Origin of the sequence: Faecalibacterium longum, from assembly GCF_040094125.1 — a bacterium.
Classification (GTDB): Bacteria; Bacillota; Clostridia; order Oscillospirales; family Ruminococcaceae; genus Faecalibacterium; species Faecalibacterium longum.
Genome location: NZ_JBBNIH010000170.1, coordinates 1 through 24740, shown reverse-complemented (window position 1 = coordinate 24740; position 24740 = coordinate 1). Strand labels below are relative to the sequence as shown.

The window sequence follows — 24740 nt, the reverse complement described above, 5'->3', positions numbered from 1 at the left end:
GGTGGAAATCGCATGGTCGGTATGGTATACTAAAATTAACCCCTATATGCGCTTTTCACAGAAAGGAGTTTCTAAATGTCTGAAAAGCGCAAAGATAGCAAGGGCCGTGTTTTGAAGGATGGCGAAAGCCAGAGAGCAAACGGCACCTACGACTATCGTTATACCGATATCCACAAGAAACGGCGTTGTATTTACGCTAAATCCCTGACAGAGCTGCGGAAAAAAGAGGAAGAACTGTGGCGCGATCTGGCAGACGGCATCGACTATGCTGCCGGAGAGATGACAGTGGCTGATTTGGTTGACCGCTATATGAATCTGAAACGTGGGTTGAAGCCAAATTCGTTGCGGTCGTACAACACAGCGGTCAAGCGGATTCATGCGGACCCTTTCGGGCAAAAAGCTATCAAAACGGTAAAACTGTCCGATGCGAAAGGCTGGTTCGTGTTTCTGCATGACAGCGGTTTCAAGCAAAACACCATAGGAATCCTGCAAAGCGTTGTCAGACCGGCGTTTGAGATGGCGGTAGAGGATGACATCATCCGCAAGAATCCATTTAAGTTCAAGCTGTCGGACGTTGTGCCGAAGGACGCTTATGTGCGCAATGCCTTGACCAGAGAACAGCAGGAGAAATATCTGCAATTCGTTCAAGACTATGGCGGCAACTATTATGATGATATCGTCATTCTTATGGGAACCGGCTTGCGTGTGAGTGAGTTGTATGGCCTGACACGAGCAGATATCGACTTTGAACGGCACTGTATCCATGTCCGGCGGCAGCTTTGCCGGACGGCTGAAAAGCCCTACTTTGTCACACCGCCGAAAACAAAAAGCGGTATCCGCAATGTTCCCATGACAGATACCGTTTGTGCAGCGTTGCGGCGTGTAGTAAAAGCCAGAGCGTCCACGAAAGTGGAAGCGCTGGTGGATGGTTGCAGTGGATTCCTCTTTCTGGACAAGTCCGGAATGCCGAAGGTGGCAATGCACTTGGAAAACTATATGCGCGGCGTGCAGGGAAAGTTTGAGAAGGCGTACGGCAAACCTGTTCCGCGCATTACACCTCATGTGCTGCGACACACCTTCTGCACCAATGTTCAGCAGGCCGGGCTGGATGTAAAAAGCCTGCAATACCTGATGGGACACTCTAATGCCAGTGTGACGCTGGATGTCTACACGCACAGCAGCTTTGAATCGGTTGAAAGAGCCTTTGAACAGATCGCCGGCAACCTGTGATCTTCGACGCATGAAGCGGAATTGCTTACGCCGAAACTTACGCCAAAACTTACGCCAATCACCCGGTAAGTGGCGTAGATTTGCGTAGAAAAGCGTGGATCGTGCAAAAACGGAGAATCTGGAAAAATCGGCTTGTGGCCTTGATAATTCTACAAAAGTCTACGTTTTCCGATATTCGTGATTCGGCTCCAAAAGTGTGGTTTGGAAGGGCGGCATGTACTAAGCCGCAGCCTTTCCCAAAACGCGCATACTGTTTCAGTATCTGAGGCAGAGCTTCTTCGGAGGCTCTGCCTCTTTTGTGTACCGTCCCTCTTTTCTGCCCATACTACCGGGCAGGGAAGGGGGCTTTTTATGTCAGGCCGGAGAGTGCTTGCGCTGTACGGGGCGCTGCTGCTGGGGTTTGCGGCGGTGGTCTGCAGGTTGTACTGGCTCTGCTCGAACACGGAGTACGCCGTGCGGGCGGCGGCGCAGAGCGAAGCGGTCCTCCGCCTGCCTGCGGCGCGGGGAAACTTTTACGACTGCGGCGGTCTGCCGCTGACGGGGCTTTCCCAGAGCTGGCTGGCCCTCTGCTTCCCGGGTGAGGGCAGCTACGCGCGGCTCTACCCCTATGCGGACGCCGACGGGCAGGCCAGGCTTTACCGGGAGCGGAATACTTCCCGACCCTTTCTGCTGGACGTGGTGCAGGATGTAAGTGGACTGGGCGTGCGGTGCTATGCCGTTCCCCGGCGGTACGCCGCTGCCCCGCTGGCAGAACAGCTCATCGGCTACCTGGACAGCGAGGGCCACGGCGCAGCGGGCCTTGAGGCTGCGCTGGACGATGTTCTTTACACCGGCGAGCGGGATACACTGCACTGTGCGGTCACAGCGCAGGGACGGCTGCAGCGGGGCAGTGAGCCGATTTTAGAAAAAGCAGACTCTGCCCCGCAGGGTGTGCGGCTGACCCTCTCCCGCAGCATCCAGAGGGCCGCAGAAGGGGTGGCGGCGGAGAGCATGGCCACCGGGTGCATCCTTATTATAGATGTAAGCAGCGGCAAGGTGCGGGCCTGCGTGAGCCTGCCGGGTTTTGATGCGGCCAATGTGGGCGAGAGTCTGACTGCTCCGGACAGCCCGCTTCTGAACCGTACTTTTTCGGCCTATGCGGTGGGCTCGGTGTTCAAACCGGTGCTGGCCGCAGCGGCGCTGGAAGCCGGAGAAGGGGACTTCATCCGGGAGTGTCCCGGCTACGACGCCCTGAACGGTCAGGTCTACCGCTGTGCCGGAAGCGTACCTCACGGCCTCGTGGGGCTGGACGGCGCTCTGGAAAAGAGCTGCAACGGCTACTTTATCGAGCTGGGGCGGGAATTGGGGCCGGAGCGTGTCCGGAAGATGGCGGCAGCGCTGGGCTTCGGGAAGGGACAGGACATTGCAGACGGCCTCCGGTCAGCTTCTGGCGTTCTGCCCGAAGCAGAGATACTCGAAAACGAGGGGCAGTTTGCCAACTTCTGCTTCGGACAGGGGAAGCTTCTGGCGACGCCCTTACAGGTGGCCGGGATGATGAACACCATTGCGGCGGGAGGCGTCTACCACACCCCGCTTTTCGTGGAGTGTACCGTGGACGAGACGACGGGCGAAGAGCTCACGCCGCTGGCACATAGCTCGTCCCGGCGGGTGTTCGCGGAGCAGACGGCGGAAAAGCTGCAAAAGCTGCTGGCGGGCGTCGTGGCAGAAGGAACGGGCCAGCAGGCCGCCCCCTCCGAGGGGACTGCCGCCGGAAAGACCGGCACCGCCCAGACCGGCCAGTTCCGGGATGGCGAAGAGCTGAAAAACTACTGGTTCGCCGGTTTTTACCCGGCAGAAAAGCCCCGCTGGACCATCGTGGTGATGCAGGACGCCCAGACAGAGCCGGAAGTGTCCAGCGCAGCCATCTTTGCCCGCCTGTGCGACGCACTGAGCGCCGGGGAGTGAATGGTTTTGCTTTTTTGCTTGCTTTTTTGGCCGAGGTATGTTATTATATACTTGTATTTGTATGTTTGTTATCCAAATTTAACAATAAAAGGAGCGTTTTCATCCATGGCAGTCATTGAAATCGTCGGCGGCGTCATTCTGCTCGTCGTCTCGGTGGTCATCTTTGCCCTCACCCTGATGCAGCACACCCATGGTCAGGGTCTGGCTGGTGTCATCAACGGCAGCGCTTACGGCGCAAACAACGCCCGTCTGACCCCTGCGGACCAGATGCTGGCAAAGGTGACCCGCATCGCCGGTATCATCTTCTTTGTGGTGGCCATCCTGGCCTGCGTGTTCGCAAGCCGTCTGGCCTGAGTATGCGCCCGCAGCCCCGTGATGAAAGCGGGGCTGTTTTTGTGTCTATATGTTGTTATAAAAGAGATAAGAGGGAAGAAGCCGCGCCCCGGTGGAGGGCGGGCTATGGTAGTTAAGGAGAAAGAAAATTTATGTCAATGCGCGATAAAATCGAACATGCCATCCAGAACCAGCCCTGCACCGTCAAAGAGCTGAAGCAGAAGTTCGGCGGCGAGCGCGGCGCAGACCGCAAGGTGATGGAAGCTCTGGACGAACTGGTGCGAGAGGCTGTCGTCTGCCAGCGTCAGGGCGTGTTCTTTACCGTCCGCTCCGGCCGTGCCGACAAGGCTCTGCTGTGCAAGGTGGTCAAGCTGGGCAAGAACTTTGCCTTCGTCATGCTGGAGGACGGCACCAGCGACATCTTCATCCCCGGCCGCTTCACCAAGGGCGCAATGCCCGGCGACGACGTGCTGGTGGAGAAATTCGAGCATCCCCGTGTGGAGGGCAGCGACGAGGGTGCTATCCTCGCCATCCTGACCGAGAAAAACGATCTGGTCGGCACTGTGCGCCGGGTCGAGGGCCGTCTGCGCTTCGTGCCGGACGACTGCCCGGCCATCACCATGCCTCTGGCCCGCGACTGCGAGGGCGGCGCAAAGGACGGCGACAAGGTAGCCGTCGAGATCCTGAACCGCGGCAACCGTCAGGAAGACCACCGCGTGGGCGTCGCCATGCGCTTCGGCAGCTCCGACGAGGCCAAGCGCTGCGCCAAGGCTCTGCTTTACGCAAAGGACATCCGCACCCGCTTCCCGGATAAAGTGCGGGATGAGGCCAAGAAGTTCGAGGGCGCAGAGGTCTCTGAGAAGGACTGCGAGGGCCGCATGGACCTGCGCGCCCTGCCCATCTTCACCATCGACAGTGCCGAGACCAAGGACATCGACGATGCCATCAGCCTGACCCGCACCTCTGACGGCGGCTTTGAGCTGGGCGTCCACATCGCCGACGTCTCCAACTACGTCAAGCCCGGCACCGAGCTGGACAACGAGGCGTTCAGCCGCGCAACCAGCGTCTATTATGCAGATCAGGTCGTTCCGATGCTGCCCAAGGCCCTGTCCAACGGCATCTGCAGCCTGAACGAGAACGAGCTGCGTCTGGCTTTCTCCTGCCTGATGCGTCTGGACAAGGAGGGTAATCTGACGGATTACCGCTTTGTCAAGTCCATCATCCGCAGCCGCGTCAAGGGTGTCTACTCCGAGATCAACGCCCTGCTGGCCGGTACTGCCGACGCCGAGATCAAGGCAAAGTATGCCGACGTCATCGACCAGCTGCCCGCTATGAAGGAGCTGTACGGCCACCGCGCCCGCCTGCGCAAGGAGCGCGGCTGCATGGACATCGAGAGCGGCGAAGTCAAGCTCATCCTCGACGAGAATGGCCGTTGTATCGATGTCAAGAAGCGCACTTCCGGCGAGAGCGAGAGCATGATCGAGGAGTTCATGCTGCTGGCCAACCAGTGCGCTGCCCACTTTGCCCGCGTCAAGCAGATCCCCTTCGTCTACCGCGTCCATGAAGAGCCCAACGCCGAAAAGCTGGAGCGTCTGCACGCTCTGCTGCAGGCCTGCGGCATCAATGACCACTTCGCCAAGGACGTCCCCACTCCCAAGGAGCTGAGCGCCATCCTCGAGGGTGTGCGCGGCACCCCCTATGAGCAGATCATCAACACCGGTATGCTCCGCTGTATGTCCAAGGCTCTCTACGAAGAGAAGCCCAAGGGCCACTACGGTCTGGTGCTGAAGGATTACGCCCACTTCACCAGCCCCATCCGCCGTTACCCCGACCTGGCCATCCATCGCATCATGACCGATATGCTCAAGGGTACCGAGAAGGAGACCATGATCCTCCGCTACACCGATTTCGCAGAGCGTGCCTCCAAGCAGTCCAGCGAGCGTGAGGTCATCGCCATGCAGATCGAGCGGAAGGCCGAGGACTGCTATAAGGCCGAGTATGCCCGCCGCCATCTGGGCGAGTGCTACGAGGGTACGATCTCCGGCGTGACCCAGCGCGGCCTCTTCATCGAGCTGGACAACGGCGTGGAGGGCTTTGTGCCTGCCTCCAGCCTGACTCCCTCCGGCACCAGCCTGACCGAGGGCGTCCGCCTGACCGACCCCGCTTCCGGCAAGACCTGGAGCCTCGGCGACAAGATGATGATCACCATCGTCCGCGCCGACGTCAATCTGGGCAAGATCGACTTTGAAGTGGCTCCCGCCGCCAAAGCCTGAGGAGGGGAGAGTATGAGCATCCGTCATGCACTGCCTTCGGATGTGGACACACTGGCCGAAATCGAAGCTGCGTCCTATCCGTCCGCTGAGGGGGCATCCCGGCAGAGCATCGCCGGGCGTGTGGCCGTCTACCCGGACTGTTTCTGGCTGCTGGACGAGGGCGGCGAGGTGAAAGCTTTTGTCAATGGCTTCGTCACCGATATGCCCGACCTCACCGATGAGATGTACGATGACCCCCATCTTCACACGCCGAAGGGTGCGTGGCAGATGATATTCAGCGTCGTCACCGCCCCGGCCCATCGGCACGAAGGCTGTGCTTCCCGTGTTCTGCGTCAGGTCTGCGCCGCCGCGAAAGCCGCCGGGCGCAAGGGCATCGTGCTCACCTGCAAGGAACGGCTCATCGGCTTTTATGCGCAGTTCGGCTTCGTGGATGAGGGCGTTTCCGTCTCCACCCACGGCGATGTCGTCTGGCATCAGATGCGGCTGACATTCTGAGTCATCATAAAACTTTTTATCCGTCTCCGGTACGCCGGGGGCGGATTTTTTCTATGCAAACCTGTCTGTATGACAAAAATTGCGGCAGTTGGGCGGTTTTGTTTGTTGTAGGGCGGGAAGCGGCGGGGTATACTGATGCCAGAATCAAACAAACCGGAGCCGAACGTGCTGCCGGTACAGAACAAAATGGAGGTCACGTCTATGTATTATTCCAGTGGCAATTACGAAGCCTTTGCGAGGCCCCGCAAGCCTGAAGGCGTGGATCGCAAATCGGCTTATATCATCGGCAGCGGCCTGGCGGCCCTGACGGCAGCCTGCTATCTGGTGCGGGATGGCCAGATGAAGGGGGAGAGGGTACACGTTTTTGAAAAAGACCCCCTGCCCGGCGGTGCCTGCGACGGCTACAAGTACGACGTCGGCTATGTGATGCGGGGCGGCCGTGAGATGGACAACCACTTCGAGGTCATGTGGGATCTGCTCCGCTCCATCCCTTCGCTGGAAACGGAGGGAGCCAGTGTGCTGGATGAGTATTACTGGCTGAACAAGGCCGACCCCAACTATTCCCTCTGCCGCGCTACCGTGAACCGGGGCGAGGACGCCCACACCGACGGCAAGTTCGGCCTGTCGGATAAGGGCGCGATGGAGATCATGAAGCTCTTCTTCACCCCCGACGAGCAGCTTGAGGACAAAAAGATCACCGACTTTTTTGACGATGAGGTGCTCAACTCCAACTTCTGGCTCTACTGGCGGACAATGTTCGCTTTCGAGAACTGGCACAGCGCCCTCGAGATGAAGCTCTACCTCAAGCGGTATATCCACCACATCGGCGGTCTGCCCGACTTCACGGCCCTCCGCTTCACCCGGTATAACCAGTACGAGTCCATCATCCTGCCCATGGTCACCTACCTGAAAGACCACGGCGTCCAGTTCTACTACGACACAAAGGTCGTGGACGTCCAGTTCAGCCTCGAGCCGGGCAAAAAGCAGGCGGCGGGCATCACGGTAGACCACAAGGGCGCGGTGGAGACCATTGATTTGACCGAGGACGACCTGCTCTTTATCACCAACGGCGGCTGCGTGGAGAGCTGCACCGTCGGCGCACAGAACAAGGCCACGGGCTTCGACCCCACCATCAAGCCGGGCAACGGCTGGGACCTCTGGAAGCGCATTGCCGCGCTGGACGACTCCTTCGGCCACCCGGAAAAGTTCTGCAGCCAGCCGGAGCTGACCAACTGGGAAAGCGCCACCATCACGACGCTGGATGAGAAGATCCCCCAGTATATCCAGAAGATCTGCAAGCGTGACCCCTTCAGCGGCCGCACCGTCACCGGCGGCATCGTCACAGTGAAGGACTCTAAGTGGCTCATGAGCTGGACCCTGAACCGGCAGCAGCAGTTCCGCTCACAGCCCAAAGACCAGCTCTGCGTCTGGGTGTACGGCCTGTTCAGCGATAAGCCCGGCGATTACGTCAAAAAGCCCATGCGGGACTGCACCGGCCGGGAGATCTGCATGGAGTGGCTCTACCATCTGGGCGTGCCGGTGGAGGACATCGCAGAGCTTGCCGAGCACAGCGCCAACACCGTGCCGGTCATGATGCCCTATATCGATGCCTTCTTCATGCCCCGCGCGAAGGGCGACCGCCCCGACATCGTGCCGAAGGATGCGGTGAACTTTGCCTTCCTCGGTCAGTTCGCCGAGACCGGCCGGGACACCATCTTCACCACCGAATACTCCATGCGCACCGGCATGGAGGCCGTGTACCGGCTGCTGAACATTGACCGCGGTGTGCCGGAGGTCTGGGGCAGCACCTATGACGTCCGGGCGCTGGTGGATGCCTCGGTGAAGCTGCGGGACGGCCGGAAGCTCACGGACATGGAGCTGCCCCTTATGGGCCGCATCGCCCTGAAGGAGGCGCTGAAGAAGATCGAAGGCACCGACCTCGAGAAGTTCCTGCGCCAGTATAACGCTATCTGATAAGACGATATTCACGACGGAACAATACCGCCCAAAACAAAAGGCCGGGTGCTGTATGCCTGAGGCAGGAAACAGCACCCGGCCTTTTGTGCTGATTTGCGCGAGATTTCATAAAAAGTCGTACTCATAAAGAAAACTATTATGCAGAATGACCATCTTTATGCTTGCTCTTTCGGCGGTTCTGTGGTAAGCTTAAAACAAAGAATGCGGCACAGCGGAAGAGAGACTGTGCCGTAAAAATTGGTCTGGAACATAAAGGAGGTCCTTTTTGTGAAACACTTTATTTCTCGCCGCAATTTCCTGAAGGCTGCAGGTGTCACCGCCGCTGCCTCCGCCATGGCTGCTGCCGTTCCTCAGGCTTCGGCCGGTTTCCTGACGGGCAAGGATGCCGCTGTCACCATCCTGTACACCAACGATGTCCACACCTACATCGACAACAAGTCTCCCAAACTGACCTATGCCGCTGTCGCTGCCATGAAGCAGGGCTATGTGGATGAGGGCAAGCCCGTCCTGCTGGTGGACGCAGGCGACCACATTCAGGGTACTGCCTACGGCTCCATGGACGACGGCGCTACTATCATCGAGCTGATGAACGAGGCTGGTTACGACATCGCTACTCTGGGCAACCACGAGTTCGACTACGGCATGGCCCGCGCAAAGGCCATCATCAAGGAAGCGGACTTCCCCTATGTCTCCTGCAACTGGGTGGACCTGCGCACCGGCCTGCGCGTCCTGCCCGCTGTCAAGCTGTTCCCCGCAGGCGGTAAGTGGATCGCATTCGTGGGCATCACGACCCCCGAGTCCTTCACAAAGTCCACTCCTGCTTACTTCATGAACGCCAAGCAGACCAAGTACATCTACGACATCCTGGGCGGTGACGACGGAAGGAAACTGTACGACGCCGTGCAGAAGGCCATCGACAAGGCCAAGACCCTGGGCGCAGACATCATCATCGGTCTGGGCCATCTGGGCGTTGACCCGTCCTCTTCTCCCTGGACCAGTGAGGAAGTCATTGCCAACACCACCGGCTTTGACGCCTTCATCGACGGCCACTCTCACACCGTCATGGAGAACAAGCAGGTCTACGATGCAGCCGGCAAGGCTGTCACCCTGACTCAGACCGGCTCTTATCTGGCAAACGTCGGTAAGATGACCATCGCCGAGGACGGCGCGATCACCACCGAGCTCGTCTCCACCGCTGATGTCTCCGACGCCGCTGTGGCCGCTACCGCAGAAGCCTGGATCAACGATGTGGACGCTATGCTGGGCGAGCAGATCGCCACCACGGACATCAAATTCTACATCAACGACCCCGCTACCGGCAAGCGCCGCATCCGTATGGGCGAGACCAACCTCGGCGACTTCGTGGCCGACGGCATCTATACTTACTTCAATGAGGTCGAGCAGCTGGACTGCGACATCGCTATGATGAACGGCGGCGGCATCCGCACCGATGTGGACGCCGGCAAGTGGACCTTCAAGACCTGCAAGCAGGTCAGCCCCTTCGGCAACGTGGCCTGCCTGATGTCTGTTACCGGCAAGCAGATCCAGGATGCTCTGGAGTTCGGCGCCCGCTTCGTCGGCCCGGAGGGCAAGGAGAACGGCGGCTTCCTGCATGTTGCCGGTGCGACCTACGAGATCCACACCGACATCCCCAACACCGTCCTCACCGACGACAAGAATGTCTGGATGGGCAGCGCCACCGGCACGCCCCGTGTCCAGAACGTGCGCATCTACAACAAGAAGACCGGCGCTTACGAGCCGCTGGACCTGAACCGCACCTATGCGCTGGCCGGCATGAACTACACCCTGCGCAATCTGGGCGATGGCTTCGCCATGTTCGACGGCGCAGAGCTCATCAAGGACTATGTCTCTGAGGACTACCTCGTCATGTCCACTTACGCCATGATCTTCGACGCTGTGAACGATGTGCCTGTCCTGAGCAGCGCCAACAGCCCGCTGGCAAGCTATCCGGGCTACCTGCTGAACTACGAGAATCCGTATGGCGCAGGCCGCATTCAGGTCGTCTGAGTTTTAGAAGAAAATCAGTAAGATAAACAGAAAGCCCCCTCTTCCATTCGGAAGAGGGGGCTTTCTGATAACTTATGCTTTCGCGAACAGCCCCTTCAGTGCCAGCGGCGTCACGATAGAGGACACGACGATGAGCAGGATGACGGCGGTGAAGTAGACGGGGTCCACCACACCGGCCCCGAGGCCCTTCTGGGCCACGATGAGGGCCACTTCGCCGCGGGTCATCATGCCGACGCCCACTTTGAGAGAGTCGCCCCAGCTGAACCGGCAGAGCTTCGCAGCCAGACCGCAGCCGATGATCTTGGTGAGCAGGGCGACGATCACGAAGCAGGCGCTGAACAGCAGGATGGTGGGCGTCAGGCCGCTGATGTCGGTCTTCAGGCCGATACTGACGAAGAAGACGGGGGAAAACAGCATATAGCCGCTGATGTCCACACGGCGCTCGATGTAGGGCGCATCTTCGAGGGAACAGAGCACGATGCCCGCGATGTAAGCGCCCGTGATGTCGGCGATGCCGAAATACTGCTCCGCGATGTAGGCCATGGCAAAGCAGAAGGCGAGGCTGACGATGGTGATGCGCTGGGTGTGAGGGTTGCGATGGTCCAGCCAGAGCATGGCCTTGTGGATGATGAGGCCGATGACGATGGCTGCGATGAAGAAGAGGACGGTGTCCATCAGCACATCGACGAGGCTGGTGTCTGTGCCGCCGCTGGCACCCAGCACACAGGTGAGCACCACGATGCCGATGACGTCATCAATGACGGCTGCGCTGACGATGGTGGTGCCGAGGAAGCTCTTGAGCTTGCCCAGCTCCTGCAGGGTGGCGACGGTGATGGAGACGCTGGTGGCCGTCATGATGGTGCCGATGAAGAGCGCCCGATAAAACTCCGGGCTGCCCAGCGCCGAGAAGCCGTAGAACAGGCTGTAGAGCAGGGTGCCGCCTGCCAGAGGCACGGCTACGCCCACGCAGGCGATGAGGGTAGCGATGGGACCGGCCCGCATCAGCTCCTGAAGGTTGGTGCCGAGGCCGGTGGTGAACATCAGCAGCACGACGCCTATCTCAGCAAAAATGGCGATGGAGTCGCTGGGCTGCACGAAATTCAGCAGACAGGGACCGATGACAAGACCTGCGATGATCTCGCCCACCACCTGCGGCGCCCGGCATTTGCGGGCGAGCAGCGCGAAGAACTTGGCGCTGATGAGGATGAGGGCGAGATTCCGAAAGATGGAATACATAGGCGATCCTTCCTTTGACGTTAGCAATCGTCCCGCTCCCCCGTAAGCCCTGCCATGCGCCGCGCACAAAGACAGAAGGGGAGAAGAACATCTTTTATTATAATCCTCTTTTCGCTGGAATGCAAAGGAAAATCGGCTTGGAAATGACTAAAGATGCCATATAAAAGAGATATGACGGATATACTGGAAAAGCATAAAAAGAATGACGAGGGAGAATTTTGCTGTCATGCGCTCAAAAATACGAAAAAAATCCTGCGGGAGGGCTTGACAATTTTTGCGGGGCTTGCTATAATAAATTGCTGTCTGAACAGACACGCCGCACAGTCCGCGCGACGCCGCGTCGGCTGTGTACCCTTGGCCTCATATTCTTGAGGCCCTTAAGTCCAAAAGGAGGTGCTACAAAATGGCAAAGTACGAAACCATGCTGATTACCAGCGCTGCTCTCGACGAGGAGGCTTCTTCCGCTCTCATCGGTAAGTTTAAGTCCCTGATCGAGGCTAACGGTACCATCGATTCCATCGATGAGTGGGGCAAGCGCCGTCTGGCCTACCCCATCAACGATGAGGAGGAAGGCGTCTACACCGTGATCAACTTCACTGCTGACCCCAGCTTCCCCGCTGAGCTCGACCGTGTGTACAAGATCACTGAGGGCGTTATGCGCAGCCTGATCGTTGCCCACGAGGAGTAATCTTTTCGTGACGAAAAAGGAGTCCGTATTATGTTGAATGTTGTAGCGATCATGGGCCGTCTCGTGGCGGATCCCGAGCTTCGCACCACCCAGAGCGGCACCAATGTGTGCAGCTTCCGCATTGCGTGTGACCGCAACTTTGCTCGTCAGGGCGAGCAGCGTCAGGCCGATTTCATCGACATCGTCGCATGGCGCCAGCAGGCAGAGTTCGTCTCCAAGTATTTCCAGAAGGGCAGTCTGATCGCCATCGAAGGCAGTCTCCAGACCCGCCAGTATCAGGACAAGAACGGAAACAACCGCACCGCTGTGGAGGTCGTGGCAAACAACGTCAACTTTGCTGGCTCCAAATCGAATGGCAGCAATCAGGGCGGCGGCAGCTATCAGAATGCTGCTCCGTCCTACCAGAACGCAGCCCCTGCCCGTCCGGCTGCTGTGGAGGCAGCTCCCAGCTATTCCGCCGGCAATGCAGATGACTTCGCCGTCATCGACGACAGCGACGACCTGCCGTTCTGATTCCCGAACCGGTGTTTTAACCGTAAAAATCCAACAGGAGGTAATAAGCAATGGCTTTTGAAAGAACCGAAGGCTCTCGCCCCGCACGCCCCATGCGTCGCGGCCGCAAGAAGGTTTGCAGCTTCTGTGTCGATCGCATCGACACCATCGATTACAAGGACGTTCCCCGTCTGCGTAAGTACGTCTCTGAGCGTGCAAAGATCATTCCCCGCCGTGTCACCGGCACCTGCGCTTTCCATCAGCGCGCACTGACCGTGGCTATCAAGCGTGCTCGTCACGTTGCTCTGATGCCCTACGTCAGCGACTAATCTGAGATAATCAACCCAATCAAAATAATCAGCAATCAGCAAAGTGCCCTCACCGATGACAAGGTGAGGGCGCTTTTTGGTTGTCATTCAGGGGCATAAACAAAAGAGCTTCGAGAGATCCCGAAGCTCTTTTGTGCTTGATAGGTTACAGCGTCTTGCAGAACTCTTTCAGGTAGGCGCGGAACGCCTCGCCGATCTCGGGGTGCTGCAGGGCCAGCTCCACCTGTGCCTCAGCGACTTTGAGCTTGTTGCCCATGTCGTAGTGCTTGCCGGTGAACTCCACAGCCGTCATGCCGCCGTAGTTGCGGGCATACTCGGCCATGGCGTCGGTCAGCTGGATCTCGCCGCCGGCACCGGGCTTGGTCCTGGCGAGGATGTCATAGATCTCCGGGGTCAGCAGCACACGGCCCAGAATGGAGTAGTTGCTGAACTCCTGACCCTTCTTGGGCTTCTCGATCATGTCGTCCACAAAGAAGTAGTTGTCGTGGATGGGGGTAGTCTTGAGGCTGCAATAACGGCTCACGTCGGCCCAAGGCACGGCGGACACACCGGCAGCCGGGCGGCCAAACTCTTCGTAGGCACGGATGAGCTGAGCGCAGACCGGGTCTTCGCCCCAGATGACGTCGTCACCATAGATGACCACAAAGGGGTCGTCGCCGGTGAAGGGCTTAGCCATGCTGACAGCGTGGCCGAGGCCGAGGGTCTGCTGCTGGCGGACGAAGAAGATGTTGGCCAGATTGGAGATGCCGAGGCACTCTTCCAGCATCTTCTCCTTGCCGGGAGCAGCAAGTTTTGCTTCCAGCTCGGGGCTGCGGTCAAAGTGGTCCTGGATGATGTCCTGATTGCGGCTCACGATGATAAGGATGTCGGTGATGCCGGAACGGACAGCCTCCTCCACCAGATACTGGATGGCGGGTTTGTCCACGAGGGGGAGCATTCCTTTGGGCATCGCCTTGGTGGCGGGCAGCACGCGGGTGCCAAGACCAGCGGCGGGGATGACTGCCTTGGTGACTTTTTTCATGGTTCAAACTCCTTCACATTTATAGCAATTCGACTTTTTAATGCAACAGCGTTGAATTGCATATCGCAACTATGCTGTTTGGATGTTGCACTAATTTCTTGACTTGCGATAGATTCACGGCTGGGTGTATCAGCCATAGAAAGCGTTGAGGATGGCCTGCAGATCCGGGCCGAGCAGCAGGGTGAACGCACTGCCGCAGACACTCAGGAGCAGGACACAGAGAAAGACCGCGCCGAAGCTGACGCCGCCCTGGGCGCGGAGCACGGCCTGACGCTGCTGGGCATCGGGGAACTCAGACTGGATGCGGCGGATGTGGTCGGCGGCGCTCTTGCGGTAGAGCCACTTGCCGTACATACCGCGCACCAGCATCAGCACGAAGCTGAGGACAGAGCAGACGCGGGCAAATACCGTCAGAGCTGAAGCGCTCATGGCCGGGGCGAGGGCGCTGCCGGAGAGCTGCAGCATCTCGATAAAGGTGGGCGCTGCCAGCAGAAGTTCAGCGGCCAGAAAGCCGAAGGCCGGCTTCCACGCCTTGCGGTAGAAGAAGTAGAAGGGACCGAACAGCAGAGCCGAAAAGCTCATGGATATTTTGCTCTTCTGGAGCTGCATCCGGCTGTAAGCGGCGAGGTAAGCGGGAGCGGCAGGGCCGATATAGTCCAGCCAGTCCTGACGGTCGATGCCGTCCATCTTGGCCTCTTTGCCGAAGGCGTCCTCAAAAAACTCCTTCTCCGGGTCAGCGGAAGTGCCGAACTGACGGTACATCTGGGAGTAGTCGAAAGTCTCTTCACCGCTGCCGCGGGAAGAAGGAGGCTCCTGCCCCTCGGGGGGCAGCACAGCACCGCAGCAGCGGCACGTTTCCTCGTCCCGCAGGGTGCGCTCGCCGCAGGACGGACAGGTGCGGAGCTGGCTCTCCTCGTAGGGGAACTTCCACTCGTAGCCGGCGGCGTGGGCGGGGCGGTGGATGCACTGGCCCAGCTTCTCGTAGCAGACGCGGTGATAAGGCGCGCCGCAGTCGGGGCAGACCACGATATCATCCTGAAGTGTGAGGGGCTTGCCGCAGCCCTCACACGGACAGCCATAGTATTTTGGCATAACATCCTCCAATGAATAGGGTAGTTTATCAGTATTATACACTTAAAATGCGGAAAAGAAAAGGCGAAAATCTTCAAATTTCCAGCACAATGGTATTTTTTCCTCTTTACTTTATCATGGATTCTGGGTATACTAATGAAGTATCTGTGTATAAACTGTATCTTTTAGGAGTAAATCTCTCCATCATTGGCCGAGTCCTCGGGCAGGCTTTCCTTCGTACAACCTCTCCGTCACGCCTACGGCGTGCCACCTCCCCTGGTAGGGGAGGCTTTGGCAGTCTCCGCAAAGTGAACGGTTTCGCCAGAGGCTCCCCTACTAGGGGAGCTGTCGAGCGTCAGCGAGACTGAGAGGTTGTACTAAGACGGGCCTGCCCGTGTGCGTGGCTGATGATGAAGAGGCTGCTCCTGTTCTTTGAGACGAGAGGAATAAAACGATGATCACCACTGATGAACTGAAAGTACAGCTGGCTGAATACCACACCGCTGTAAAGGACTTGGAGGAGGCGCTGGCCATCGACGCTTCCCGCAAGCGCGTGCAGGAGCTGGAGCACACCATGTCCCGCCCCGGCTTCTACGACGACGCTGAGCTGAGCAAGAAGGTCTTCGACGAGGTGGGCGACCTGAAGGGCAAGCTGACCCGCTTCGAGAAGCTGCAGGGCCTGTACGATGACGCAGAGACCATGCTGGTCATGCTGGACGAGGAGTACGACCCCGAGATGGTGCCGGAGGCCGAAGAGGCCGTCAACGCCGTGGGCAAGGCTGTGGACGAGCTGCAGCTGATGACCATGCTGAACGGTGAGTACGACCACAGCAACGCCATCCTGACCTTCCACGCAGGCACCGGCGGCACCGAGGCACAGGACTGGGCCGAGATGCTCTACCGTATGTACAACAAGTGGGCGCAGGCTCACGGCATGACCGTCGAGGTCCTGGATTATCAGGACGGCGACGAGGCCGGCATGAAGAGCGCTTCCATGATGGTCAAGGGTGCCAACGCCTACGGCCTGCTCAAGAGCGAGAACGGCGTCCACCGTCTGGTGCGCGTCTCTCCCTTTGACGCCAACGCCCGCCGTCAGACCAGCTTTGCTTCGCTGGAAGTCATGCCCGAGCTGGACAACACCATCCAGGTGGACATCCGCCCCGAGGACATCGAGATGCAGGTCTACCGCTCCTCCGGTGCCGGCGGCCAGCACATCAACAAGACTTCTTCCGCTGTCCGACTCATCCATAAGCCCACCGGCATCGTGGTCAGCTGCCAGACCCAGCGCAGCCAGTTCCAGAACCGCGACTACGCGATGGAAATGCTGAAGGCAAAGCTGTACCAGATCGCCAAGCAGCAGCACATGGATAAGATCGACGACATCAAGGGCGTCCAGAACGAGATCGCATGGGGCCACCAGATCCGCTCCTACGTCTTTATGCCCTACACGATGGTCAAGGACCACCGCACCAACTACGAGACCGGCAACGTGGACGCTGTCATGGACGGCGACCTCGACGGCTTCATCTTCGCTTACCTCAAGGCCGCAAGCCGTGGTGAGCTGCAGGATACCTAAAATCAGAGCATAATAAAAACGTCTGTACTTCGTTTGGAGGTACAGACGTTTTTCTTTTTATTCGAGGTCGCCGAGTATCCCCGGCCAGAGCGCTTCCTCCTGCCGCATGGCGACAAAGCAGCAGTCGAGGTACATCTTGTTTACGGCAGCGACGATGGTACCGCGCAGCAGACGCTTTTCGTCGTCGGCATCCGGGTCGAGGTCGCGGATGGTGCTGCCGGCACCGAAGATGTAGGGCAGGCAGTTCTCTACCTCGTCGCAGAAGTAGTCGTAGGCTTCGGCGGCGGTGCAGTGAGCCCTCTGCATCTGAAAGAGGGTGTCGATGTTTTCCAGCGAGAGGACATTTTTAGACAATACGATATAGATGAGAGAAGCCAGCTGTTCGCGGGAATACTTCTTTTTGACGGGGTGGGAGATGACTCCTTTCTTGACGTAGTTGCTCACCATGGAGGGGGTGAGCTCCACCCCGGGGAAGCCCCGGAAGCAGCTGTTGACGAGCTGCACGGTCTGGTCGAGATACAGCCCCACGGAGGGCAGCTCCCGGTAGCGCGGCAGGGAAAACCCGGCGGCGCAGGCCGTGACACGGCGTTTCATTTCCTGATTCATGGTGGTAGTATAGCGCATTTTTGAGTCGGGGTCAACCGTTTATGAAAACAATATTAAGAATTTTACAAATCACTTGACAGGTTTTTGAAAAACTGATATAGTGGACTCACCGAACGTAAAAAATGCGGCGGACACCCGCCGGAATGGAGATAGATGAGATGAAACGAATCGTTGTGGACTCTTCCGCCAGCCTGTACAAGCTGGACGGCGTGGATTTTGCTGCTGTGCCTCTGAAGATCGTGACCGACGAGAGGGAATACCTCGACGACGGCACGCTGAACGCCGTGGAAATGGCGACTACCCTGCGCACCTATAAGGGCAAGACCAGCACCTCCTGCCCCAACATCGGCGACTGGCTGGAAGCTTATGAGGGCGCAGATGAAATTTATGCCATCACCATCACCGGCACCCTGTCGGGCAGCTGCAACGCCGCCCAGCTGGCCGCAGAAGAGTATCAGGCAGAGCACCCGGGTGCTCAGGTCTTTGTGCTGGACAGCCTGTCTGCCGGCCCGGAACTGGTGCTGCTGGCAGAGCATATCCGTGCGCTCATCGAAGAGGGCAGGGAGTTTGACGAGGTGTGCGAAGAGATGCTGCGCTACCGTCACCACACCCATCTGCTGTTCTCGCTGGAATCGCTGGCGAATCTGGCCCGGAATGGCCGGGTGAAGCCCGCTGTGGCTGCTGTGGCGCGGATGCTCAACATCCGGGTCATCGGCAAGGCCAGCGATGTGGGCGAACTGGATGTCCTCTGCAAGACCCGCGGCGAGCACGGCGCTCTCGAGCGCATCGTGCTGGAGCTCAAAAGCCACGGCTACACGAACGGCAAGGTCATCATTGCCCACTGCGGCAACCCCGCCGCCGCCGAGCGCCTGATGCACATGGTGAAAGCTGTCTTCGAGGGCGCACAGGTGCGGGTGACCGAGTGCGGCGGCCTGTGCAGCTACTACGCCGAGCTGGGCGGCCTCATGGTGGGCTTCGAGGACGCGGACGCCTGAGCTTGAAATCTCCGCATCTCTGCGCTATACTATTCCCATAAAAATGCTGCCGAAAGGCAGCGGGGGAGGCGCAGATGTTCTTTCGGCTGCCGGTCGTACGGTTCTTCAATCGTGTCATCAACAGGGCCACGGTTACAGTGGCCCTTGTTTTGCTGCAGATCGGCTGGCTGCTCTGGGCCTTCTTCTCCCTCACCGCCGGAAAGGTGTGGGTGAATGCGGGGCTGAACGTCCTCAGCCTCTTCATCACCCTCTACCTCGTGCGGAAGGACGAGAACAGCGACTATAAGATCATCTGGCTCGTCCTCATCGGCATGATGCCACTGCTGGGCGGTGCGCTCTATCTGGCATTCGGCAACAAGGCCCCTGCCAAGCGGATGCGCCAGCGGATGCAGGCGGTGGAGCGCCAGCACACCGCCGACCTCGCCCAGCAGCCGGGCCAGACCGACGCCCTCGACCCCGCCAGCAGGGGACTGAGCCGGTATGTTTCGGAGTACGGGCCATACCCCGCATGGAAAAACTCCACCGCAAAATATTACCCCTGCGGTGAGGCCATGTACCCTGACCTGCTGGCCGACCTCGAAAAGGCAGAGCGGTTCATCTTCCTCGAGTTCTTCATCGTCCGCACCGGCAAGATGTGGAAGGGGGTAGAGGACATCCTTGTCCGCAAGGCGGCGCAGGGGGTGGACGTCCGGCTCATCTACGACGATTTCGGCAGTCTGCTGGGCCTGCCGTCCGATTTCGTGGTGCAGATGGAGCGGGCGCATATCCGCTGCATCCCGTTCAACCCGGTGGTGCCGCTGGTGTCGCTGGTCATGAATCACCGCGACCACCGGAAGATCGTGGTCGTGGACGGAAATACAGCCTATACGGGCGGCATCAATCTGGCCGACGAGTATATCAATGAAGAAGAGAGGTTCGGCTACTGGAAGGACGCAGCCCTCCGCACCGAGGGCGCGGCGGTCTGGAACTTCACGGTGATGTTCCTCGACCACTGGAACGCCTTCCGCCCCAGCGAGGAGGATTATGCGCCCTTTATGCCTCAGGCTGAGTCCCTGTCTGCCCAGTCGGACGGAGTGATACAGCCCTACGGGGACAGCCCGCTGGACGAAGAGGCTCTGGCCGAGACGGTCTACCTGAATATCATCAATCAGGCCCAGCGGTATGTCTATATCTATACGCCCTACTTCGCGGTGGGCGAGACCATGCTGGAAGCCCTCAAGGCGGCGGCAAAGCGGGGCGTGGACGTCCGGCTGGTGCTGCCGGGCATCCCGGACAAGAAGCTCATCTTCCGGCTGACCCGCTCCTATTATGTGCCGCTGCTCCGGGCGGGGGTGCGCATCTACGAGTTCACGCCCGGCTTCCTCCACGCCAAGTGCTACGTCAGCGATGACCGCGCCGCCGTGGTGGGCAGCATCAACATGGATTACCGCAGCCTCTTCCTCCACTTTGAGTGCGGGGCGCTGCTGCTCTATAACAGTCAGGTCATTGCTCTGCGGGACGATGTGCTTCGCACCCTGCCAGAGTGCCGGGAAGTGCAGCTGGCCGACTGCCGCACCTCGCTGGCCGGGACGCTGCTGGACAGTGTGCTCCGCCTGCTGAGTCCGCTGATGTGAGCGATACTGTGGTGGAATAAGTGGCGAAGTGACAACTTAATGATATATCTACGTTATATTTTATCACTTCGCCAACTTGGCGAAGTGCTTTGACTTGGCGAACTGGTCACTTCGCCAGCTGTGCTCATTTCGCCACGGTGGCGGAGTGACATTCTCGACGATGTTTCGTTTATAATTTCTCACTTCGCCAGATAACACGTCGGTCTCAGAGCACAGTTGTAAATTTTCTGTGCGGTGCTTGACTTTTGCGGGGAATCGCATATAATAAAGATGGTAAATGTGGAAGCCAATATGTCATTGGCACACCCAAAAGGAAAAGACCCCCTCCCGGAGCGGCAATCTCCGAAAGGGGGTCCTTTTTAGTGCTTACGGCCCGTCAGCCATCCGTCAAGCCACTTGCAGATATAGTGAGAAGCTACATTTGCTCCGACGGACAGGATAAATGTGGAAATATACGCCATTGGACAACACCTCCCTTCCCATAAAACTGGGCGGGGTAGGCCGCAGGACAAGTATAACACAGTTTCCAACAAAAAGATACATAAATAAATAGACTCCTGTCGGGCTATACTACTCCCAAAGAGATGAAAGGGAGCGTAACGCTTATGACACAGAGACAAAAAGCTCTTCTGAGCTGTGCCGTGGCGGCGGCACTGCTGCTGTCCGGCTGCCGCAAAGGCAGCAGCAATTCCGGCAGCATGAGCAGTTCGAACGCCATGTCCGGCTCGTCCGGCAGCGCCAGCACCACCCAGACCGGCGGCTGGAAGACCGGCCTCGGCATCCTGACCGAGGCCTCCGATGAGGCCCGTACCGGCACCATCCATACCATCGCTGCCGCCGTCCTGCTGGACGGAGACGGCAAGCTGGCCGACGTGATGCTGGATGAGCTGGAAGTGGAAGTTACCGCCGACGGCAAAGGCGTCGTCACCATGCCTACCGACTACCGCACCAAGCGCCAGAAAGGGGACGACTACCCGCTGGCAGCGGCATCTTCGCTGAAAAAGGGCTGGGCCGAGCAGGCCGATGACTTCGCCGACTACCTCACCGGCATGACGCCCGAGCAGGCATCCATGCTGGAAACGGATAAGGACGGCAAGGCTGTGGACGCCGACCTGCTGTCCGGCTGCACTATCCGGGTGGATCAGTACCGCGACGCCGTGGCGAAAGCCTGCACGAATGCGTCCGCCCTCGGCGCGGCGAAGGGCGACCGGGTGAGCCTCGGCGTGGAGGCGGAGAATGCCTCTTCGGACATCACCGCCACCGACGACAAGGATGTGAACGCAGAAGTTGACCTTACCGTCGTGGCCCTGACTTTGGATGCCGATGGCCGTGTGACCAGCGCCATCGGCGACATGGCAGAGCCTGCGCTGACCATCGCGGCAGACGGCGGCGTCACCGCCCCGGACACCGTCCGCTCCAAGCTTGAGCTGGGCGACAGCTACGGGATGCGGAACGCATCCAGCCTCGGCAAAGAGTGGTACGAGCACAGCGAGGGCTATTGCAGCTACCTCAAGGGCAAGACTGAGAAAGAGGTGGCGGACATCCCTGCCGACGGCTCGGACGCCGACCTCGCGGCCCTCTGCACCATCTCCATCGACGCCCTGCAAAAGGCCGCAGGGGATGCGTTTGAGAATGCGTCATTATAAATTGAACGGAAAGTCTGACCGTCACCGTGAGGTGGCGGTTTTCTTTTTGTCCTTTGTACAAATACACCGAAAACCCGATCGGAAAGGGGCGGTCTGCGGGCAAAACGCGAAAAAATCGGTTTTCCTCTTGCAAAACGGGGCAAAACGCGCTATTCTATAGTCACAGTTTAACAATTTAGCATGGTAAAGCGGTAAAACGAAGCGCCGCATCTGCTGAATCTGAGGGAGGAAATTACAACATGAAACGTCTGATATCTGCTTTTCTGGCCGGTGCGATGGCACTGAGCCTTGCCGCCTGCGGCGGTTCTGCATCCACTTCTACGGCTGCTTCTTCTGCCGCCGCCTCTGCCGCCCCGGCAAGCTCCGTGGCCGCTGACAGCGACCTGGCTTACATCCAGTCCAACGGCAAGATGGTCATCGGCTACACCGTGTATGAGCCGATGAACTACACCGACGCCGACGGCAACTTCACCGGTTTCGATACCGAGCTGGCCACCGCTGTCTGTGAGAAGCTGGGTGTCGAGCCGGAGTTCGTGGAGATCAACTGGGACACCAAGGAAACCGAGCTGGCTGCAAAGAGCATCGACTGCATCTGGAACGGCCTGACCCTGACCGATGACCGCGAGGAGAACATGGCCTGCACCAAGCCCTACGTCAAGAACGCCCAGGTCGTCGTGGTGAAGGACGGCACCGATTATACCTCCACCGCCGACCTCATCGGCAAGACCGTGGTGGCCGAGGCCGGCTCTGCCGGTGAGACCACCATCACCGAGAACGCCGACCTGTCTCAGGCTGATTTCATCTCCAAGGCTGTTCAGACCGACTGCCTGATGGAAGTTGCCGCTGGCACTGCTGACGCCGCCATCCTCGACCTGACTCTGGCTTCTGCCATGATCGGCGAGGGTACCGACTACGCAAACCTCAAGATGGTGGATGAGCTGAACGTCGAGGAGTACGGCGTGGCCTTCCGCAAGGGCAGCGACATGGCCGAGGCTGTGGACAACGCTTTCGACGAGCTGAAGGCTGACGGCACCATGCAGACTCTGGCCGACAAGTACGGCCTGACTCTGGCTGAGTAACTTACATTATAAACGGATAGGTGTAGTGATTCTGTGACTGTGATTTTGGAGCGTCTGACCGGCGCATTCGCGCTCAACTGTGAGCTGTTCTTTCTGACCTTGCTGTTTTCGCTGCCGCTGGGCCTTGTGGTGGCCTTTGGCTCCATGAGCCGGTGCGCACCGCTGCGGGGCGTCGTCAAGACCTTCGTGTGGGTCATCCGCGGCACGCCGCTGATGCTCCAGATCATCGTCATCTACCTCGGCCCCGGCCTGCTGGGTATGACCAACCCCTGGCCCTCCGGCTCTTCGGGCCGTCTGGTGGCGGCGGTGGTGGCTTTCGCCATCAACTACGCCTGCTACTTCTCTGAGATCTACCGCGGCGGCATCGAGGCTGTGCCGAAAGGCCAGACCGAGGCCGGTCAGGTGCTGGGCATGACCAAGAGCCAGATCTTTTTCAAGGTCACGCTCCTGCAGGTCGTCAAGCGCATCCTGCCCCCGATGGGCAACGAGGTCATCACGCTGGTAAAGGATACCTCGCTGGCGAACGTCATCGCCAACAAGGAGATCATCATGATGGCGAAGGAGTACAGCGCCAAGGGCCTTATCTGGCCGCTGTTCTCCACCGCGATTTTCTTCCTCGTCTTTGTCGGCGCACTTACCCTGCTGCTGGACTGGGCCGAGAAAAAGATGGACTATTTCCGCTGTTAAGGAGGATACTGAATTATGGCATTACTCGAAGCCTCCGGCATCGGGAAGAATTTCGGCGAGACGAAAGTTCTCAAGGACATCTCGCTCACACTGGAACAGGGCGAGGCGCTGGCGATCATCGGCTCGTCCGGCTCGGGCAAGACGACGCTGCTGCGCTGCCTGAATTTCCTTGAGCGTCCCGACACCGGCGTCATCAGGGTGAACGGCGAGACCATGTGGGACGCCGCCGACCCTGCCACCCAGCGGGAGAGCGAGGTGCGGAAAAAGCGCCTCCACTTCGGCCTCGTGTTCCAGAACTTCAACCTCTTCCCCCAGTACACCGCGCTGGAAAACGTGATGCTGGCGGGGGAGCTTCTGGCAAAGGAGCAGCCCGACTACAAGGCCAACAAAAAGGCCATCCACGCCCAGCTGGAAGCACAGGCCCGTGACCTGCTGGCCCAGATGGGCCTGTCGGAGCGGGCAGGCCACTACCCCCACCAGCTCTCCGGCGGTCAGCAGCAGCGGGTGGCCATCGCCCGCGCACTGGCGCTCCACCCGGACATCCTCTGCTTCGATGAGCCCACCAGCGCCCTTGACCCGGAGCTGACAGGCGAAGTCCTCCGCGTCCTGCGGGACCTCGCTGACCGAAAGACCACCATGATCATCGTCACCCATGAGATGCACTTCGCCCGCGACGTGGCCGACCGCATCCTATTCATGGACGGCGGCGTCGTGGTGGAGGAAGGCCCGGCCCGCCAGCTCATCGACCACCCCCAGGAGGAGCGCACCAAGCAGTTTTTGGCGCACTACTCTGAATAAGACAGGCTATGGCCCTCCCCGCTCGGGAGGGCTTTTTTGCGCCACTCACGCCGAAAACACCACGATTCGCGCAGTTTTTGTTTACATTCTCCGGATTTTTTTGGTAAGCTTGTATCAGATGAGGCTGATTCTTCAAAAGACGAACAGACCAAAGGAGGACGGACTATGAGACTGAAGAGCGCACTCCGGCGGGGCGTGGCCGCCGCCGTCATCGCGGGCATCGTGGTGAGTTCCGGCATCCCGGCCTATGCGGCCCGGTGGGACATCGCCAACGGCGACATCACCGTGAAAGCGGGCGACGCCGAAGGAAAGAACAAGGTCTCACAGGGCGAGACCATCGACAAGGACGACACCAACACCGTCATCACCGGCGAGTCGGATAAGAACACCGTCACCATCGACACCTCCAAGGGCAACGTGGACGTCACCTTCGACGACCTGAAGATCGACATCAGCGGCAAGAAGGAGGGGGACGGCAGCGGCAAGACCGAGGTGGATGGCAGCGGCAAGACCGAGGGGAACGTCAGCGGCAAGAAGGAGGGGGACGGCAGCGGTGACAGCCCAGTCGATGCGGGCAAAGCCGCCGTCACCGTGCAGGGTGACCACGATGCCGCCATCGAGCT

General features: G+C 59.0%; 21 protein-coding genes and 1 pseudogene. 18 read left to right on the top strand and 4 right to left on the bottom strand.

What is annotated here, in order from left to right; all coding sequences use genetic code 11:
* Positions 1-75 precede the first annotated feature (75 nt).
* The 7 genes from AAAU26_RS12450 to AAAU26_RS12420 all read left to right on the top strand — a co-directional run bounded on the left by AAAU26_RS12450 (position 76) and on the right by AAAU26_RS12420 (position 10280).
* Positions 76-1230, top strand: a complete 1155-nt coding sequence (locus AAAU26_RS12450; protein WP_207698196.1) for a site-specific integrase — start codon at positions 76-78, stop codon at positions 1228-1230.
* Positions 1231-1581: 351 nt separating this feature from the next.
* The gene (locus AAAU26_RS12445) at positions 1582-3174 is read left to right on the top strand and encodes a peptidoglycan D,D-transpeptidase FtsI family protein (protein WP_227618310.1); all 1593 of its coding nucleotides are present in this window, start codon (positions 1582-1584) and stop codon (positions 3172-3174) included.
* Between the two features lie 105 nt (positions 3175-3279).
* Positions 3280-3528, top strand: coding sequence for a preprotein translocase subunit SecG (gene secG, locus AAAU26_RS12440; protein WP_149793723.1), 249 nt, complete (start codon positions 3280-3282; stop codon positions 3526-3528).
* A gap of 131 nt (positions 3529-3659) precedes the next feature.
* Positions 3660-5780 (top strand): ribonuclease R, encoded by a 2121-nt coding sequence (gene rnr, locus AAAU26_RS12435; protein ID WP_149793722.1) that lies wholly within the window; start codon positions 3660-3662, stop codon positions 5778-5780.
* 12 nt (positions 5781-5792) lie between these two features.
* Complete coding sequence (locus AAAU26_RS12430; RefSeq protein WP_227618309.1) at positions 5793-6275, top strand: GNAT family N-acetyltransferase; 483 nt, start codon at positions 5793-5795, stop codon at positions 6273-6275.
* 201 nt (positions 6276-6476) lie between these two features.
* Positions 6477-8249 carry an oleate hydratase gene (locus AAAU26_RS12425; protein ID WP_227618308.1) on the top strand — a complete coding sequence of 591 codons (1773 nt, stop codon included), beginning with the start codon at positions 6477-6479 and terminating at the stop codon, positions 8247-8249.
* A gap of 270 nt (positions 8250-8519) precedes the next feature.
* The gene (locus AAAU26_RS12420; RefSeq protein WP_227618307.1) at positions 8520-10280 is read left to right on the top strand and encodes a bifunctional metallophosphatase/5'-nucleotidase; all 1761 of its coding nucleotides are present in this window, start codon (positions 8520-8522) and stop codon (positions 10278-10280) included.
* Between the two features lie 72 nt (positions 10281-10352).
* Here AAAU26_RS12420 and AAAU26_RS12415 read toward each other — a convergent pair whose 3' ends face one another.
* A complete protein-coding gene (locus AAAU26_RS12415; protein WP_227618306.1) occupies positions 10353-11516 on the bottom strand; it encodes a cation:proton antiporter in 1164 nt (387 codons plus the stop codon).
* 403 nt (positions 11517-11919) lie between these two features.
* Between AAAU26_RS12415 and rpsF the strand changes: the two genes are divergently transcribed.
* From rpsF to rpsR, 3 genes are read left to right on the top strand one after another with little or no spacing between them, the layout of a single operon-like run.
* Positions 11920-12204, top strand: a complete 285-nt coding sequence (gene rpsF / locus AAAU26_RS12410; RefSeq protein ID WP_015563883.1) for a 30S ribosomal protein S6 — start codon at positions 11920-11922, stop codon at positions 12202-12204.
* A gap of 30 nt (positions 12205-12234) precedes the next feature.
* The gene (locus AAAU26_RS12405) at positions 12235-12717 is read left to right on the top strand and encodes a single-stranded DNA-binding protein (RefSeq protein ID WP_015563884.1); all 483 of its coding nucleotides are present in this window, start codon (positions 12235-12237) and stop codon (positions 12715-12717) included.
* 50 nt (positions 12718-12767) lie between these two features.
* Entirely contained in the window at positions 12768-13025 is a 258-nt protein-coding gene (gene rpsR, locus AAAU26_RS12400; protein WP_015563885.1) for a 30S ribosomal protein S18, read from the top strand.
* Between the two features lie 145 nt (positions 13026-13170).
* Here the strand turns inward: rpsR and AAAU26_RS12395 are convergent, their stop codons facing one another.
* Positions 13171-14046: a UTP--glucose-1-phosphate uridylyltransferase gene (locus tag AAAU26_RS12395; RefSeq protein ID WP_158394669.1), complete on the bottom strand. Its 876-nt coding sequence runs from the start codon at positions 14044-14046 to the stop codon at positions 13171-13173.
* Positions 14047-14175: 129 nt separating this feature from the next.
* The gene (locus AAAU26_RS12390; protein WP_227618305.1) at positions 14176-15138 is read right to left on the bottom strand and encodes an RING finger protein; all 963 of its coding nucleotides are present in this window, start codon (positions 15136-15138) and stop codon (positions 14176-14178) included.
* A gap of 433 nt (positions 15139-15571) precedes the next feature.
* Here AAAU26_RS12390 and prfB point away from each other — a divergent pair, with 433 nt between their 5' ends.
* Positions 15572-16693: a peptide chain release factor 2 gene (gene prfB, locus AAAU26_RS12385; RefSeq protein ID WP_149793714.1), complete on the top strand. Its 1122-nt coding sequence runs from the start codon at positions 15572-15574 to the stop codon at positions 16691-16693.
* A gap of 57 nt (positions 16694-16750) precedes the next feature.
* On the opposite strand, the gene AAAU26_RS12380 is transcribed toward prfB, so the two are convergent.
* Positions 16751-17287, bottom strand: a complete 537-nt coding sequence (locus AAAU26_RS12380; RefSeq protein WP_227618304.1) for a DUF1836 domain-containing protein — start codon at positions 17285-17287, stop codon at positions 16751-16753.
* A gap of 170 nt (positions 17288-17457) precedes the next feature.
* On the opposite strand from AAAU26_RS12380, the gene AAAU26_RS12375 reads away from it, so the two are divergent.
* From AAAU26_RS12375 to AAAU26_RS12345, 7 genes and pseudogenes are all read left to right on the top strand, one after another.
* Positions 17458-18294, top strand: a complete 837-nt coding sequence (locus tag AAAU26_RS12375; protein ID WP_227618303.1) for a DegV family protein — start codon at positions 17458-17460, stop codon at positions 18292-18294.
* A gap of 74 nt (positions 18295-18368) precedes the next feature.
* The gene (gene cls / locus AAAU26_RS12370; protein ID WP_217210119.1) at positions 18369-19907 is read left to right on the top strand and encodes a cardiolipin synthase; all 1539 of its coding nucleotides are present in this window, start codon (positions 18369-18371) and stop codon (positions 19905-19907) included.
* 605 nt (positions 19908-20512) lie between these two features.
* Positions 20513-21553, top strand: a complete 1041-nt coding sequence (locus AAAU26_RS12365) for a hypothetical protein (RefSeq protein ID WP_227618302.1) — start codon at positions 20513-20515, stop codon at positions 21551-21553.
* Between the two features lie 239 nt (positions 21554-21792).
* Entirely contained in the window at positions 21793-22632 is an 840-nt protein-coding gene (locus tag AAAU26_RS12360) for an amino acid ABC transporter substrate-binding protein (protein WP_227618301.1), read from the top strand.
* A 39-nt stretch (positions 22633-22671) separates the two neighbouring features.
* Positions 22672-23319: an amino acid ABC transporter permease gene (locus tag AAAU26_RS12355; protein ID WP_158397221.1), complete on the top strand. Its 648-nt coding sequence runs from the start codon at positions 22672-22674 to the stop codon at positions 23317-23319.
* A gap of 15 nt (positions 23320-23334) precedes the next feature.
* Positions 23335-24117 carry an amino acid ABC transporter ATP-binding protein gene (locus AAAU26_RS12350; protein ID WP_158394661.1) on the top strand — a complete coding sequence of 261 codons (783 nt, stop codon included), beginning with the start codon at positions 23335-23337 and terminating at the stop codon, positions 24115-24117.
* A gap of 165 nt (positions 24118-24282) precedes the next feature.
* A pseudogene (locus AAAU26_RS12345) lies at positions 24283-24740 on the top strand (hypothetical protein); the annotation flags it as partial.

What these genes read in the sequence shown, in the direction of transcription:
- rnr (WP_149793722.1), top strand. Translation starts at nt 3,660, where the DNA reads ATGTCAATGCGCGATAAAATCGAACATGCCATCCAGAACCAGCCCTGC.
- AAAU26_RS12360 (WP_227618301.1), top strand. Translation starts at nt 21,793, where the DNA reads ATGAAACGTCTGATATCTGCTTTTCTGGCCGGTGCGATGGCACTGAGC.
- AAAU26_RS12425 (WP_227618308.1), top strand. Translation starts at nt 6,477, where the DNA reads ATGTATTATTCCAGTGGCAATTACGAAGCCTTTGCGAGGCCCCGCAAG.
- AAAU26_RS12405 (WP_015563884.1), top strand. Translation starts at nt 12,235, where the DNA reads ATGTTGAATGTTGTAGCGATCATGGGCCGTCTCGTGGCGGATCCCGAG.
- AAAU26_RS12415 (WP_227618306.1), bottom strand. Translation starts at nt 11,516, where the DNA reads ATGTATTCCATCTTTCGGAATCTCGCCCTCATCCTCATCAGCGCCAAG.
- AAAU26_RS12375 (WP_227618303.1), top strand. Translation starts at nt 17,458, where the DNA reads ATGAAACGAATCGTTGTGGACTCTTCCGCCAGCCTGTACAAGCTGGAC.
- rpsF (WP_015563883.1), top strand. Translation starts at nt 11,920, where the DNA reads ATGGCAAAGTACGAAACCATGCTGATTACCAGCGCTGCTCTCGACGAG.
- AAAU26_RS12445 (WP_227618310.1), top strand. Translation starts at nt 1,582, where the DNA reads ATGTCAGGCCGGAGAGTGCTTGCGCTGTACGGGGCGCTGCTGCTGGGG.
- AAAU26_RS12450 (WP_207698196.1), top strand. Translation starts at nt 76, where the DNA reads ATGTCTGAAAAGCGCAAAGATAGCAAGGGCCGTGTTTTGAAGGATGGC.
- rpsR (WP_015563885.1), top strand. Translation starts at nt 12,768, where the DNA reads ATGGCTTTTGAAAGAACCGAAGGCTCTCGCCCCGCACGCCCCATGCGT.
- secG (WP_149793723.1), top strand. Translation starts at nt 3,280, where the DNA reads ATGGCAGTCATTGAAATCGTCGGCGGCGTCATTCTGCTCGTCGTCTCG.
- cls (WP_217210119.1), top strand. Translation starts at nt 18,369, where the DNA reads ATGTTCTTTCGGCTGCCGGTCGTACGGTTCTTCAATCGTGTCATCAAC.
- AAAU26_RS12350 (WP_158394661.1), top strand. Translation starts at nt 23,335, where the DNA reads ATGGCATTACTCGAAGCCTCCGGCATCGGGAAGAATTTCGGCGAGACG.
- AAAU26_RS12430 (WP_227618309.1), top strand. Translation starts at nt 5,793, where the DNA reads ATGAGCATCCGTCATGCACTGCCTTCGGATGTGGACACACTGGCCGAA.
- AAAU26_RS12395 (WP_158394669.1), bottom strand. Translation starts at nt 14,046, where the DNA reads ATGAAAAAAGTCACCAAGGCAGTCATCCCCGCCGCTGGTCTTGGCACC.
- AAAU26_RS12390 (WP_227618305.1), bottom strand. Translation starts at nt 15,138, where the DNA reads ATGCCAAAATACTATGGCTGTCCGTGTGAGGGCTGCGGCAAGCCCCTC.
- AAAU26_RS12380 (WP_227618304.1), bottom strand. Translation starts at nt 17,287, where the DNA reads ATGAAACGCCGTGTCACGGCCTGCGCCGCCGGGTTTTCCCTGCCGCGC.
- AAAU26_RS12365 (WP_227618302.1), top strand. Translation starts at nt 20,513, where the DNA reads ATGACACAGAGACAAAAAGCTCTTCTGAGCTGTGCCGTGGCGGCGGCA.
- prfB (WP_149793714.1), top strand. Translation starts at nt 15,572, where the DNA reads ATGATCACCACTGATGAACTGAAAGTACAGCTGGCTGAATACCACACC.